The sequence below is a fragment of the Anaeromonas gelatinilytica genome (genome assembly GCF_016820635.1).
Taxonomy (GTDB): domain Bacteria; phylum Bacillota; class Clostridia; order Tissierellales; family SIT17; genus Anaeromonas; species Anaeromonas gelatinilytica.
In genome coordinates, this window is the sequence record NZ_WSFU01000142.1 from 1 (window position 1) to 14282 (window position 14282).

A 14282-nucleotide genomic window follows, 5' to 3' on the forward strand; every position below is an offset into this window, starting at 1 on the left:
TCCTACCGGATTTTTCATTGTTTTTCTGTGGATAAATTTAAAATTGCATTTCGCAATCCACTATTTATAAGTAAATTATTAATATCATTCACAGCTTTATCTGCTGCCTCTTGAGGACTATACCCTTCTTTCATCAATCTAACAATTTCATATGATGTACATCCCTTCATGATATCTTCTCCAAGCCCTGTTGCTGTTGCTCCTCCTATTTCACTATCCACATAAAATCCAGAACCAGATATTGCTGAATCTCCAGTTCGTCCTCTTTTTTTCATAAATAATCCGCTTGTAGATGTTCCACCTACCATAGAGTTGTTTGAATCTAAAGCAATCATTCCTACAGTATCGTGTCCAGAATAAGGGCTTAAACCTTTATCAACAGTTTCCTTCAGCCTATTTTTATAATGGATAATTGCCCTATCAGTAAGCATATTTACTCTTTCAAATTCATTTTTATGAGCATACTCTTCAGCTCCTTGTCCTACTAAAAAACAATTTACTCTTTCTCCACTTAATTTTCTAGCAATACTTATTGGATTTTTAAAGTCTTTTATTCCTGCAACAGCTCCAATAGACAAACTATCACCATCCATAAAAGCTGCATCTAATTCTATCTCTCCATTCTCATTAGGAAGTCCACCATATCCAACAGATTTATAATATGGAAAATCCTCTACCATTTTTATAGCCTTCTCAATAGCATCTCCAGAATTTCCTTTATTTTGCAAACATTTAACACCTTCTTGAATACCTTCTAAAGCCATTCTCCATGTAGCAATAATTCCCCAACTCATATTTTATCCCTCATTTCTATTTTATCTATTATAATTAAACCTTTACTTTGCTAGATTATATATTCCTTGAGCAAAAATCTTTGCATTTAAGATAATATCATTTATATCCATATATTCATTTGGATTATGAGCTATACCCTTTTGTCCTTGAAAAGAAGGTCCAAAAGGAACAATATTAGGCATTATTTTAGCATAAGTTCCTCCAGTTGTAGTAACAGGAGTACCATCTAAGCCAGTTATATCCTCATATGCTTTTTGCAAAGATTTAATTAAAGAAGAATTTTTTTTAAATTTCACTGGATCATAATTTAATAATAATTTTAATTTTATATTATTAGTTAATTTAGACTTTATCTTCCTTAATATTTCATCTATATTAATATTTGCTGGATAACTCAGACTAATATTAAATAATATTTTAGAATCTTTCATTTCAATCTTATAATTTTTCATCTCCATAGTATCAAACTCATGATCACTGAAATTTATGCCCAATCTATCACCACTACTTTTACTAGAAAGGATATAAGTATTTAAAAAATCAAACAATTCCATTGCCATACTTTCATAATTTTCATAATTATATTCTATTCCAAATTGTACATTTGCCCTTCCTCTTTCACCATATACCACTGGATATTTACAATCAGGTGTGAAACCCATTATAGGAGGTTTCTCTCTTTCTAAATAGTACGGAATATCATTAAATCCACTTTCTTCATCAGTTCCAAATATGATTCTTACTGGTTTATTAATTTTAAGTTCAGACTCTTTAATAGCATATAATCCATAAAGTGCCGCTATAATTGGACCTTTATTGTCTAATACACCTCTACCATATATTTTTCTATTCTCAATATGACCGCTAAAAGGAGGATTTTTTCAACCTTCTCCCACATCAACAACGTCTAAATGCCCTAAAACTCCTATATAATCTTCTCCATCGCCATACTGAGCATATCCTATATAATTATCTAAGTTTTTAGTTTTAAATCCCAATCCTTCAGCTATTTCTAAGATTTTCAACAATGCATACTTTACATTCTCTCCAAAAGGAGCATTCAAATTTGATTTTCCTTTAATACTGGGTATATTCACAACTTCTACAATAGATTCTAATAATTTGTCCTTATACCTATCAATATTATCCATTAAAATTTGTTCCATTATATAACCCTCCAGTAAAAACCATCATATAAGGTAGTCTTACCTCAGACTACCTTATATGATTCTAATAACATATATTCTTTTTCAATTCTTCAATATCCTCTTTATTAAATATTTTTTCTGCCAATATACATATATTATTTAATGCTTTTTTCAATCCAATACCACTTTTTTTAGGCATCTTCACAATATTTACTGAATTCTTATACTTTAAAATAATATCTTCATTCTCCTCAGACATAACAGCAAGTGCTGGTATGTCTGTATTTTCATTTAATTTCTTTGCAAGTCGAGCACTCATATAAGCATAACCTTTATAATTGTATGCTGGTCCACAAATTACTATATCTGGATTCAATTTTTTAACCATTGATACCATTTTCTTTGATACTTCATCTTCATTTTCCTTAAAATATTTATCTCCACAATACAAACAAGCAATAACTTCACCATCCACTTCTTGAAGATGTGGCTTAATCATAGGTACTGAACCTATTTCTCCTTTTTTACCTCCTAGAGGAATATCAGATTTTTCCTTACTACCCATTCCGGCTTGTATTTGATCAAATATCATTAAAACTTTCATTTTTTACCTCCTATAAATCCTCCATAGATAAATCTTCAAATGAAATATCTTCTAACTCATCCTCTTCAGTATTAGACTGTTCATCTTTTAAATAATTTTTATCTAATACTTTTATAAATGGATAATATACTAAACATCCTAAAGCTACTAATATTACTTGGAAAATTGCTGCTTTCATACTCCCTGTTGATAAATAACCTGAAAATCCTAAAGGCGTAGCCCAAGGTAGCGCAACTCCATTAGTATATGGTAAAAATCCTGTTTCAAAGGCTATAGCCGATAAAACTGTATTCACAAAAGGTACACCTATAAAAGGTATAATCATTATAGGATTTAACACTATTGGTAACCCAAATATAATTGGTTCATTAATACCAAATATTCCAGGTACAATAGATAAATTCCCCAATTTTCTAATTCTTTGTGATTTACAAACCATCATCATAAGAATAACTAAAGAAAGTGTACTTCCCCCTCCACCAAAGGTTTGAAACAAATCGACAAATTGACCTGTATATATGTGAGGTAATGGCAAGCCTGCTTCAAATGCTGCTAAGTTTTCTATAGATAAAGTTCTAAATATTGGAAAAAAAACTGAATTTGTAACAGCAGGACCATTGATACCAAAGAACCAAAAAACAGAACTAGACACAACATATACAATCTGTGCACCCAAACTATTTCCCACTCCCATTAATGGAGTTTGCAATACAATATATATATAATTATGTGCAGATTCATATGATGTTAATTCAAATCCAATTCTTACTAAAAAGAATAGCTGAATGATTGCATCGAATCATTGAAGCCATTTATAATATTATCTTTCCACTCTTTGCCGCCATGTTCATAATCATTACTGCATCCTGTAAAACAAAATACTAAGCAAAGTATGAGTATTGTTGCAATTATTTTTGTGTGTTTCATCAGAATGCCCCCTTACATAAATTTAGGTACTACCATCATTGCAAAAGCAGCAACTCCACCAACAGCATATAAGCTGTTTACAACAAGGCATATCTTCATCAGATTATTTTGTGCATTTGCTTTCACATAAGAAACAATGGTAAAGATGCCGCTAAAAATCATAAATGCTGCATAGCAGGAAATCATAATTTCCGCAACTGGAGATTCCAATGCCCATTGATTTGTTCTAAGTATGAGTATCGTCCACGGAACAAAAAGCATAATAGTCGAAATAGCAGTTAAAACTTTGTTTTTCATAATAAAATTATCTCCTTTCTGCCTGCCCAAAACGGAAGCAGGAAACAGCCAAACATATAATTACTACTACCACAGCAATCGGAAGCCACGGTATCAAGTCTATTTGTGCAGTAGAAAGATTTGTTGCAAGTTTTCCGTATTCTGATGTAATTACGTAAAACGGATAACACATCGGATATGCAAACCAAATTTTTGTGTTAATCATTAAAACCGATGGAACAATGAATGCCAAACCTGCACCTATTGAAAAAATCGGAGTCCGAATACAAATAGAGAGTACCCAGAAAAATGCAATCATCGGTATGGAAAAAAGGTATATCAATCCTGCTTCTTTCAAAACAAATAACGGTGAAAGAATAAAATCATAGCTTTGTATCTGAGTTACGATAGCAGCACTGATAAAATATATTCCTACCGTCATTAAAATCTGGCTTGCCGCAAGCGTAAGAAGCACAACGAATTTTGCCATACATAGCTTTGCTGTGTTAATCGGTAAAGCAAGCATTTTGAAAATACCATTGTTGCTTCTTTCAGTTTGGCTCAATAGCACTGTTCCCACAACCATACTGGCAGGAAACATAAACCACGCCATTCCTAAAAAACCTTGAATCAAAAAGTTGTTTTCTGGTGAAATACCTTCTGCCTGCATACCGAAATTCATATCAGCATTAAAGATAGAAGGCAGCCACAGAATTATCGTGGCAGTAAGTAATATCAACATTATTTTTGAGCGTTTGATTTTTTTTAACTCAACGCCGACCAATGATAAAAAACTCATTCAAACGACCTCCTAACCTTTATAAATAACAGCTCTGCAATTCCAATAACAACAATTTCAATGAGAGCTACGTAAATAAATTGAAGTGTTCTTTCTGCATCTGTACCTCCAAAAATCTGAAAAGGCATTGCGAATGGAAATATTGACAGAATAAAATTCTTAACAGGCACCATCGTTGCCGTAAAAACGCAAACCACGCCAATTCCGAGTGATACCCACATATTTTTGCAAGCAGAAGAAATAAGCATCGATAGAATAACGCTTGGTAAAGTCAAAAGCAGAGAATAACCTAAGGTTTTGCCAGTCTCTAACCAGAAATCGTTATATACTTCAAACCAATGGAATGAGCAAAAGGCTAACGAGGTTGCTTCAATCACAAGAACGACTACGAACATAGCGGACAATAAGATGACCTTTCCAAAGAACATCTGACTCTCTTTCAAGGGCAGCGTTCTCATTTTCTGAATGGCATTATCCGCATATTCTGTATGATACATAAGACAAGCCCCTGCAACTATCAGCAGAACATTCAACATCGCCATCATCTGCCAATTTGCATCAAGGAGAATTTGAAGCGGCGTATCTGATAAACCAACATAGTTTTCCGAACGTACTGCCATATTCAAAACAGGTATAGCCGCTGCCAACAATCCTCCACTTAAAAATGTAGGAATAAAACCTGTTCGTTTTATCTTTTTACATTCCAAAAAAACGCTCATCTCACGACACCTCGCTGTTTGTTGTCTGCATCAATCAACGCAAGGAAAGTATCTTCCAAATTATCAGTGGGATAACCCTGTGCAGCTATATTTTGCTTCAAAATATCAAGCATTCCCTCGAAAATAAGATGTCCGTGGTTAAGGATACCGATATTGTCTGCCATTAGTTCTATTTCGGAAAGCAGATGTGAGGACACTAAAACTGTACAATCAAACTTTTCGGGAAGAGAACGAATAAGTGTTCTAATTTCGTGAATACCTACGGGGTCAAGTCCGTTTGTCGGCTCATCAAGCATCAAAATAGGCGGTCTGCCAATCAAAGCACTTGCCAATCCCAATCTCTGCTTCATACCAAGAGAATACTTTTTTGCAAGCCTTTTTTTGTGCTGAGTCAGTCCAACCAGTTCGAGAGCTTCCGTTACAGAAGATTTTGGCAAGCCTAAAATCTTACGGACAATCTCCAAATTTTCCTCTCCGCTGAGATTTCCATAAAATGCAGGTGCTTCGATGAACGAGCCTATCTCTTTCAAAATATCAACTCGATTTTGAGGATATTTTTTTCCGTCAATGGTAAATGAACCGTTTGTTGGTTGTGTGAGTCCCAGAAACATTTTCATCGTAGTAGATTTTCCTGCTCCGTTGGGACCGAGAAATCCATAAACCGTACCTTTGGGAATATGAAGATTGATGCCTGATACTGCTGTGAAATCGGCATAAGTCTTAGTTAAGTTATTGGTTTCAATAATGTTCATAGTGTTTTGCTCCTTTCGTTAATGTTCATAGTATTTTGCTCCTTTTGTTTACGCCACTTATTTTACACGACCAACCTTGTGCTAACATTCTCTCTACCTTACATCCACCTTACATTTTTCGTAAAATAGAAAAAAGTCATAAATCTATGCTATAATGTAGGACGTAAAGAAGGTGATATAATGGACTTCAACTATTTGAAGCAAAAACGCATACTGCTTGTAGATGACGAGCAGGAGATATTAGATATGGTCTTGTCCATCTTAAACGAGGACGGCTTTCATAACATACAAACAGCAAAATCCATGAAAGAAGCTATCTTAGCAGCAAACAAGTTTGTACCAGAGCTTGCTATTCTCGATATAATGCTACCAGATGGAGATGGCTTTGCTTTAATGGAACAGTTAAAGAGTCAAGCGGATTACCCAATTCTCTTTTTAACAGCCCGTGGAGAAGATGAGGATAAATTCCGTGGCTTCGATCTTGGTGCGGACGATTACATCGTGAAACCCTTTTTGCCAAAAGAACTGACATATCGGATAAATGCAATCCTACGCAGAAGCTATAAGGACGAAAATCCTATTGTTAAATTGTATAATAGCGAGATTGATTTTGACCGTGCAGAAGTCATTAAAGATGGAGAACATATTGCACTAACGGCAAAGGAATATGACATCCTTATCGCTTTATATCATAATGCAGGACATATCGTAACAATTGATGCTCTATGTGAAGCGGCGTGGGGTGATAATCCTTTCGGTTATCAGAACTCTTTAATGGCACATATTTGCCGCATCCGTGAAAAGATTGAAAAAAGTCCCTCTCAGCCTGTTTCTCTCATAACAATAAAGGGTTTAGGCTATAAGCTGATTGTGGAGGGCAAATAATATGAAAAGTGTGCCAAAGTTAATACGACGATTTGTTGGCATTTTGTTGCTTAGCTCAATCCTAATCGTTGTCTTTAACTTCATCGCCTTAGCTATCATTACCGCTTATCAATCTCCAAATGGTTCACCGTGGATTACGGCTGACGAAACGGCAGAAGCATTACAGTCAATAGAACAGGGATATGTACTGTCAGATGAAATGACAACGGAACTTCACAAAGAAAATACTTGGGCAATCTACATTGATAATGCAACAGGCAAATCAGTTTGGCATTCCGATAATCTTCCTGAAAGTATACCACTTGAGTTTACTGCATCCGATATAGCTAATCTCACTCGTGGATATATCGATGGATACCCTACCTTTACTGGCGAAGCTGAGGATGGATTAATAATACTCGGTTATCCAAAGGATAGTTATTGGAAACATATGTGGCCAAGTTGGGATTATCGTTTTATCGAAAACTTGCCACAAACCATTCTTGCTGTTCTCGCCGCTAATGTACTTTTAATTTTTATAATCTATATGGTTGTAAATACAAAACTATTGAAATCAATTAAGCCTATAGCAGACGGTATCCAAGCATTACCTACGGAACAACCTGTATGCCTAAAGGAGAAAGGCGTATTATCTGAGCTTTATATCAAAATCAATCGTACTTCTGAGATATTGCAATCTCAAAACTATCAGCTTAGGAAAAAGGAAACCGCCAGAGCAAATTGGATTGCAGGAGTATCTCACGATATACGAACACCGTTATCTATGGTAATGGGATACGCAGGTCAATTAGAAAGCGACACGCATTTATCAGATGAGGAACGCAAAAAGGCTACTGTTATCCTTAGACAAAGTGAACGAATGAAAAACTTGATTAATGACCTTAACCTTGCATCAAAACTGGAATATAATATGCAACCAATAAAACCAAAGCAAGAAAATATGGTTGCCATTGCTCGGCAGGTCGTTGTTGATTTCATTGACATAGGTATTGGGGATAAGTATCACATTAAATGGCTTACAGACAATTCCTTAAACACCTGTATAGTAAACGCTAATAAAGACTTAATAAAAAGAGCTATCGGTAACCTGATACAAAACAGCATTAACCACAATAAAAACGGCTGTAAAATATTTGTTTCCGTTACCGCAGACAACAATAGATGCTGTATCAGTGTTGCCGATGATGGTATTGGGGCAACAGACGAACAAATTGAAAAACTTAACAACTCACCGCACTATATGGTTTGCGACGAAAACACTTCTGAACAACGACATGGTTTGGGATTGCTGATTGTAAAGCAAATCATATCATCCCACAACGGAGAAACTATTATTGAGCAAAGTCAATATGGCGGTTTTGAAGTAAAACTGATTTTGCCCTTATAATCTCAATGTAATATGGTTGATAAGAAAAGCAGAGGATTTCGTTTCCTCTGCTTTTTATTGTATTAAAAAAAATGGATGAACACTATATCGTTCATCCACAGAAAATACTAGATTTTGTTTATACTTTCCTTTGTTAATTTTACAAGTTCATCTATAGTTATAATTTCATAGTTTCTTACATATGTTTTAAATTGATAACCTATAGGTTCTGTCCATTTTTCTTCTAAACCACTTTTTGAATTCAAAACTCCTACTATATTACCTACCTGTCCAGCATTACAATCTACATCTAATCCAGCAAGTCCTACTAAATATATAGTTTTATTGTAATCCCCTTCACCAAACCACAGAGATATTACTTCTATAGCTGCATTAGGATATGAATGAACTAAATTATACCTTTCAAATTCTTTCTCACATATAATAAAAGCTTCTTCTGGATCTTCTACCTTTTCACAAGTATCCAATGCAAATTTCACAACACTTTTATACTGACTATCCTCTGGTAATATTTCTATGGTATCTTTTATTATTTTTCTGATATCACTTTCTACAAAGGCAAGGGATGTCATTATGGCATTAAAAACTTCTCCAATGATTCCATTGTTATAATGGGATATCTGTCCATCTAGCCATGCTAATCTTGCTGCTTCTAAAGGATCTCCCGGTGCAACCATTCCACAAATCGCTCCTCTCATCTGAGCACCTATCCATTCTCTATAAGGATTATTATCCTTACCCGATAGTGGAGGTAATTTACCTAAAAGTAAATTTTTCAGAGCTATATCTTCTGCAGACCATGCATAGGGTATTAACGCTGTCCAATTTCCAGAAATTTTTTCTGAATCTAAATCCTTACCATATTTGTATTTCGAAAGTAAAAATGCTATTTCAAATGTTATATCATCATTATAAGCACTAGGAGGCTTTAGATAACCATTTATATCCTGAAAATCTCTTTTTATAGTTTCTCTAGAATATCCTTCAAGGGCAGTTCCATATGACCCTCCACATATTTGCCCCATCCATCCCCAATATATCTGATTATCTAATATTTCTAAATTCACATTTTTTTTGTTTGGAAATTTACTATTATCTTTAAACTCTTTCCAAGACTCATAAATCTTATAATTCCAATATTTATGTTTTGGATTTTTTTCTGCATTATTTAATGATTGAAATATCTTAACAGTATATCTCATTAAATTGGTATTATCTTTATTATCATAAGCTATTTTACCCTTTTGAAAATACTCTTCTGCCTCTCTTACATCCATCCCCATATTTTCAGTAGCTTGTATTGCTCCTGAAATAAGTGATGAAGGAGCTCCTGAACCTGGTGCTTTACTAAACCATATGGTTCTTATTTTATTCATCTCATATTTTTGTGAATCACTCTGTTTCCAGTCTTCATCTTTCTCTATTACAATATGTCCCTTAGCATCATTTACTAATTCCTTAGAATATTTCCATGCTTTAATTTTTATCACCACCATTATTTATTTTTAAAAAACATCATCATACCTTTGTTACACATTCACATACATAATCCACAAATTCTTTACGATTCAAATCTAATAATACATAAACATTCTTATCTCTTTCAGAAACAGGTCTTTTATCCGCTAAAGTCATGCCTCTAGTAATAGTTCCTTCTGTTTCAATATCTACGTGATACATCTTACCTTTAAATAAATCCGACCTTAAAAGGTATCCAATTGCACAGGGATCATGTAGACAACTTCCCTCAAATCCAAATTCCTTACTTCCCTTTCCATAAAACTCTAATAATTCTAAAACAAAATTAGAAATCTTACCTTTGTTTTTTAACATTTCCAACTCATCATCCATAATCATAGCCTTATTAGTCACGTCTAAACCTGCCATAACAATATCCACTCCAGAATTGAATACTATTTTCGCTGCCTCAGGATCTACATAGATATTAAATTCAGCTGCAGCAGTTCTATTCCCTACATTTATTCCTCCTCCCATCAAAGATATTAATTCTATTTTTTCTTTAATTGATGGGTAAGTTTTTAATAATAAGGCTATATTTGTAAGAGGGCCCAGTGGAACTAATGTAACCTTACTGGTCGATTCTTTTATTTTTTCATACATAAACTCTACAGCATTCATAGAAACTATCTCATACTTAGGATCTTCTAATATGGGACCATCCATTCCAGAATCTCCATGAAAATCAGTTCCAGTATGAATTTCCCGAATAAGAGGTCTTCTTGCTCCTGAAGCTACCGGTATATTTTCATCTACTAAGGACAATATCTTTAAAGCGTTTTTAGTCACATTATCCAATAAACCATTACCACCTACAGTAGTTATCCCTAAAATATTTAATTTATCTTTATTTGCAATTGCCATAAGAATAGCTATTGCATCATCATGTCCAGGATCACAATCTATAATTATATTTCTCATAATTACTCCTTCAACTTTCTTTTTTTAGTATTATTTATTGCATATATCAATAGCCCAATAACGGTTGCAAGATATGGTATTATAGAAATCAGCTCTGAAGGTATACCTAATAATTGAAGAGTATTTGATAATGCATCAGCTGCTCCAAATAAAATGGATGATAATGTGGTTCCAAGAACTGTACCTCTCCCCATAGCTTCTGCTGCCAAGGCAATCCATCCTCTTCCTGCTGACATTCCACGAGAAAACCATGATACATATCCCATAGATAAAAAAGCACCACCCAAACCTGCAAACACACCACTTAGAGCCATAGCTAAATATCTTACCTTCATAATATTTACACCTACTGATTTTGCTGCATCTTCATTCTCTCCAACTGATTTTATTCTAAGTCCAGTTGCAGTTTTATTTAATAAATACCATACTCCTATGATAAGGATTATCGCTACATATGTGAGTATATTATGTCCTGAAATTATGTCACCTAAAACTGGTATATTCTGAATAATAGGTAAATCTATATTAGGCAAAACTTTACTAGGTAAAGAAGATGATGTACCTTTATCTCCTGTCAAATAATATAGTAAAAATATTGTACCACCATCTGCAAAGAAGTTTATTGCAATACCTCCAAGAATAACATCAGTCTTTAATTTCAATGTGAAATATGCTAAGATACTTGCAGATATAAGTCCTACTAAAACAGCTCCTAACAAACCTATAAATGCACTTCCCGTATAAGCACTAAATACAACCCCTCCCAAAGCAGACATAAGCATTATACCTTCTAGACCAATATTTGGAGATCCAGCCTTGTTAGAGATCAATGCTCCCAAGGCAGCAAATAATATTGGTGTTGTAACCCTTATAGTTGAAAATACAAAATCAGAAGTAAAGATTGTATCAAAAAAACTATTCATTATTCTTTACCTCCTTTAATAATGATTTTTCTTTATAGCCTTCTAAGAATTTTTTCCCTGATATGAAGAGAATTATAATCGCCTGAAGAATGTATACCATTTCAGAAGGTATATCTGTCATCCTTGCCATTAAATCTGCTCCAATCCTTATATATGCTAAGAATAATGCAGCAAAGATTACGTTTTTAGGTTTGTTTTTTGCAAGCATAGCTATTAATGCACCATCAAATCCCAAGCCAGGAAGTGCAGACCATTTAAATCTATCATACATTCCTATTATCTCAACTGCTCCTCCCATACCAGCAATGGCACCGGCTAATATACTAGCAATCAATATAACTTTTGTAGTATTCATGCCTGTATATTTTCCGAATCTCTTGTTCAATCCTGTCATCCTTATTTCATAACCCCATCTTGTTCTATATAAAAACAAATAAACAAGAAATACAGTTAGTAAAGCTATAATCAATCCTGTGTGAATCCTAGTTCCAGGTATTATTTTATTTAAAAAAACACTTTCATTCATTTTAAATGAATATACTCCTGACACGTTTGGATCTCTAAAATAAAAGTTTAATATATATGCACCTATGCCAAAAAATATACTATTAAACATCAACGAAATAACAAGTTCTGATGCATTCCATTTTGCCTTAAAAAATCCAATCAATAACATAACTATCATCCCAAATAAGCTTCCTATTAATATAGCAAGTATTGGATGAAATATAAACGAAAGTGAAAATTTTATTCCTATTATTGAAGCTAATAATCCACTAAAATAAAATACTCCTTCTGACCCTAGATTAAATAATCCAGTTTGAAATAAAATAGAAGTTGCTAGACCCGAAAATATTAAAGGAATTGCCAATTCTACTACATTCCCAAGATATCTCATTTTAGTTGAAGGGCTTATTATAAAGTAATATAGTGTCGATAAAGGTTCATCACTTGCAAATAATATAATAGCAAAACCTATCAAAAGTGAAATAGTAACAGCAACAAAAGTTCTTACTATTTCAAATCGTTTTTCAACATTCATCTATAGCCCTCCTAATCTCTTCTTCACTTTGTCTTTTGATTCCTAGCATGTATAATCCTAATTCTTCTTCATCAGTTTCCTTTACATCTTCAAAATAAGCTACAATTTTACCTTCAAACATTACTATCAAAGAATCGCTTAATTCCATTGCTTCATTCAAATCTGCACTAACTAATAATACTGCTGTTTTATCATCTCTTAATTTGATTATTTCCTCATGTATAAAATGGGCTGCCCCTACATCTACTCCACGGGTCGGTTGCTCTGCAATTAAAACTTCTGGATCTATAGAACATTCTCTAGCTACAACAATCTTTTGTATATTTCCACCAGATAAACTTTCTACCTTTTGCTCTATATCTTTGCATACTACATCATAACTAGATACAAGTTCTTCTGAAAGCTTGTTTATTTTATTCATATCAAATAATAGACCATTATTTAATTCTGAACTTTTATATCTATTTCCTATTAAATTTTCCATTATAAATGCCTCTTTAGCAACTCCATCTGTCATTCTGTCTTCTGGAATATATGACATCCCATAATTTTTTATTTCTCCTATAGACAATTTCTGTATACTTTTCTCCCCTAAGAATACATTACCTTCATAGTTCTTCTTATTTCCTGTTATTATACTTATCAATTCCCTTTGACCATTTCCTTCAATGCCTGCAATTCCTAAGATATTTCCCCTGTTTAACGTGAAATTTATATCCTTTAATATATAATTTCCTTCAATACCTTTATATGATAAATTTTCTACCTTTAATAAAGCTTCTCCCTTTTCATTCTTTCTTTTATCATATTTTAATACCACATCTCTACCTATCATAATATTTGAAATTTCTTGTTCCGTCATATCAGAAACATTATATGTTCCCATGGTCAAACCTTTCTTAATAACAGTTACCCTATCACAAATACTCTTTACCTCCCTAAGCTTATGGGATATAAATATTATAGTATGACCATTTTCTTTTAATTTCTTAAGCTGTACAAATAATTCATCTGTTTCTTGAGGAGTCAACACTGCAGTAGGCTCATCAAGTATAAGTATTTTTGCCCCTCTTAAAAGGGCTTTTAATATTTCAACCTTCTGTTTCATCCCTACAGATAAATCTTCTGTTTTCATATTTGGATCTACTTTTAAATTATATACTTTGATTAAATCCTTTATCATATCTGTTGCTTTATTATAATCTATTGAAATACCTTTTTTAGGCTCCATTCCAAGAATCATATTTTGAGCAATAGTAAATGAAGGTACAAGCATAAAATGTTGATGCACCATTCCTATACCCATTTCAATTGCTTTATCTGACCCCTCTATATTTGTTTTTTTACCTTTAAAAAATATTTCACCAGATGTTGGTTGTTCCATCCCAAAAAGTATTTTCATCAAAGTGGATTTACCTGCACCATTTTCTCCTACAATAGCATGTATCTCTCCTTCTTTTAATTCAAAATTGACTTTTTTGTTTGCAACTACACCATTATTATATAATTTCATTATATTTTTTAATTCTAAAATATAGTTATCCATAAATAGACTACCTTTCTTTTTAGATATTAGAATATATATT

15 protein-coding genes and 1 pseudogene are annotated in these 14282 nt (G+C 33.2%); 2 read left to right on the plus strand and 14 right to left on the minus strand.

The genetic code is table 11. The features are described 5' to 3' along the window. Positions 1 to 14: 14 nt before the first annotated feature. The 9 genes and pseudogenes from GOQ29_RS14110 to GOQ29_RS14145 form a co-directional block, all read right to left on the minus strand. Positions 15 to 794, minus strand: coding sequence for a glycosylasparaginase (locus tag GOQ29_RS14110; protein WP_203373316.1), 780 nt, complete (start codon positions 792 to 794; stop codon positions 15 to 17). A gap of 42 nt (positions 795 to 836) precedes the next feature. Beyond that, positions 837 to 1655, minus strand: a pseudogene (locus tag GOQ29_RS14115) (M20/M25/M40 family metallo-hydrolase); the annotation flags it as partial. 21 nt (positions 1656 to 1676) lie between these two features. Further along, positions 1677 to 1961, minus strand: a complete 285-nt coding sequence (locus GOQ29_RS15125; protein ID WP_350446035.1) for a hypothetical protein — start codon at positions 1959 to 1961, stop codon at positions 1677 to 1679. A 64-nt stretch (positions 1962 to 2025) separates the two neighbouring features. Then, entirely contained in the window at positions 2026 to 2547 is a 522-nt protein-coding gene (locus GOQ29_RS14120) for a GrdB-related putative oxidoreductase (protein WP_203373317.1), read from the minus strand. Between the two features lie 10 nt (positions 2548 to 2557). Further along, a complete protein-coding gene (locus GOQ29_RS14125) occupies positions 2558 to 3337 on the minus strand; it encodes a PTS sugar transporter subunit IIC (RefSeq protein WP_203373339.1) in 780 nt (259 codons plus the stop codon). Between the two features lie 149 nt (positions 3338 to 3486). Then, on the minus strand, positions 3487 to 3771 hold the full coding sequence (locus tag GOQ29_RS14130) for a hypothetical protein (protein WP_203373318.1): 285 nt from the start codon (positions 3769 to 3771) through the stop codon (positions 3487 to 3489). Between the two features lie 7 nt (positions 3772 to 3778). Beyond that, entirely contained in the window at positions 3779 to 4549 is a 771-nt protein-coding gene (locus GOQ29_RS14135; protein ID WP_203373319.1) for an ABC transporter permease, read from the minus strand. After that, entirely contained in the window at positions 4546 to 5268 is a 723-nt protein-coding gene (locus tag GOQ29_RS14140) for an ABC transporter permease (RefSeq protein WP_203373320.1), read from the minus strand. Before GOQ29_RS14140 ends, GOQ29_RS14135 begins: the two co-directional genes overlap by 4 nt. Beyond that, positions 5265 to 6020: an ABC transporter ATP-binding protein gene (locus GOQ29_RS14145; RefSeq protein ID WP_203373321.1), complete on the minus strand. Its 756-nt coding sequence runs from the start codon at positions 6018 to 6020 to the stop codon at positions 5265 to 5267. Before GOQ29_RS14145 ends, GOQ29_RS14140 begins: the two co-directional genes overlap by 4 nt. Positions 6021 to 6200: 180 nt before the next feature. Here GOQ29_RS14145 and GOQ29_RS14150 point away from each other — a divergent pair, with 180 nt between their 5' ends. Next, positions 6201 to 6905, plus strand: a complete 705-nt coding sequence (locus GOQ29_RS14150) for a response regulator transcription factor (protein WP_203373322.1) — start codon at positions 6201 to 6203, stop codon at positions 6903 to 6905. A gap of 1 nt (position 6906) precedes the next feature. After that, complete coding sequence (locus GOQ29_RS14155) at positions 6907 to 8292, plus strand: sensor histidine kinase (protein ID WP_203373323.1); 1386 nt, start codon at positions 6907 to 6909, stop codon at positions 8290 to 8292. Positions 8293 to 8399: 107 nt separating this feature from the next. Here GOQ29_RS14155 and GOQ29_RS14160 read toward each other — a convergent pair whose 3' ends face one another. Genes GOQ29_RS14160 through GOQ29_RS14180 form a run of 5 tightly spaced genes read right to left on the minus strand, consistent with a single transcriptional unit; the run spans position 8400 to position 14242 of the window. Further along, positions 8400 to 9782 (minus strand): ADP-ribosylglycohydrolase family protein, encoded by a 1383-nt coding sequence (locus tag GOQ29_RS14160; RefSeq protein ID WP_203373324.1) that lies wholly within the window; start codon positions 9780 to 9782, stop codon positions 8400 to 8402. A gap of 28 nt (positions 9783 to 9810) precedes the next feature. Then, a complete protein-coding gene (locus tag GOQ29_RS14165) occupies positions 9811 to 10731 on the minus strand; it encodes a nucleoside hydrolase (protein ID WP_203373325.1) in 921 nt (306 codons plus the stop codon). Between the two features lie 2 nt (positions 10732 to 10733). Next, the gene (locus GOQ29_RS14170; RefSeq protein WP_203373326.1) at positions 10734 to 11654 is read right to left on the minus strand and encodes an ABC transporter permease; all 921 of its coding nucleotides are present in this window, start codon (positions 11652 to 11654) and stop codon (positions 10734 to 10736) included. Continuing rightward, a complete protein-coding gene (locus tag GOQ29_RS14175) occupies positions 11647 to 12696 on the minus strand; it encodes an ABC transporter permease (RefSeq protein WP_203373327.1) in 1050 nt (349 codons plus the stop codon). Before GOQ29_RS14175 ends, GOQ29_RS14170 begins: the two co-directional genes overlap by 8 nt. After that, positions 12686 to 14242, minus strand: coding sequence for an ABC transporter ATP-binding protein (locus GOQ29_RS14180; RefSeq protein WP_203373328.1), 1557 nt, complete (start codon positions 14240 to 14242; stop codon positions 12686 to 12688). The genes GOQ29_RS14175 and GOQ29_RS14180 overlap by 11 nt, the downstream gene beginning before the upstream one ends. Positions 14243 to 14282: the final 40 nt, after the last annotated feature.

Excerpts from the sequence above, each read along its gene's own strand:
- GOQ29_RS14165 (WP_203373325.1), bottom strand. The coding sequence starts at position 10,731 with ATGAGAAATATAATTATAGATTGTGATCCTGGACATGATGATGCAATA.
- GOQ29_RS14145 (WP_203373321.1), bottom strand. The coding sequence starts at position 6,020 with ATGAACATTATTGAAACCAATAACTTAACTAAGACTTATGCCGATTTC.
- GOQ29_RS14180 (WP_203373328.1), bottom strand. The coding sequence starts at position 14,242 with ATGGATAACTATATTTTAGAATTAAAAAATATAATGAAATTATATAAT.
- GOQ29_RS14135 (WP_203373319.1), bottom strand. The coding sequence starts at position 4,549 with ATGAGTTTTTTATCATTGGTCGGCGTTGAGTTAAAAAAAATCAAACGC.
- GOQ29_RS14120 (WP_203373317.1), bottom strand. The coding sequence starts at position 2,547 with ATGAAAGTTTTAATGATATTTGATCAAATACAAGCCGGAATGGGTAGT.
- GOQ29_RS14140 (WP_203373320.1), bottom strand. The coding sequence starts at position 5,268 with ATGAGCGTTTTTTTGGAATGTAAAAAGATAAAACGAACAGGTTTTATT.
- GOQ29_RS14130 (WP_203373318.1), bottom strand. The coding sequence starts at position 3,771 with ATGAAAAACAAAGTTTTAACTGCTATTTCGACTATTATGCTTTTTGTT.
- GOQ29_RS14110 (WP_203373316.1), bottom strand. The coding sequence starts at position 794 with ATGAGTTGGGGAATTATTGCTACATGGAGAATGGCTTTAGAAGGTATT.
- GOQ29_RS15125 (WP_350446035.1), bottom strand. The coding sequence starts at position 1,961 with ATGGAACAAATTTTAATGGATAATATTGATAGGTATAAGGACAAATTA.
- GOQ29_RS14170 (WP_203373326.1), bottom strand. The coding sequence starts at position 11,654 with ATGAATAGTTTTTTTGATACAATCTTTACTTCTGATTTTGTATTTTCA.
- GOQ29_RS14150 (WP_203373322.1), top strand. The coding sequence starts at position 6,201 with ATGGACTTCAACTATTTGAAGCAAAAACGCATACTGCTTGTAGATGAC.
- GOQ29_RS14175 (WP_203373327.1), bottom strand. The coding sequence starts at position 12,696 with ATGAATGTTGAAAAACGATTTGAAATAGTAAGAACTTTTGTTGCTGTT.
- GOQ29_RS14155 (WP_203373323.1), top strand. The coding sequence starts at position 6,907 with ATGAAAAGTGTGCCAAAGTTAATACGACGATTTGTTGGCATTTTGTTG.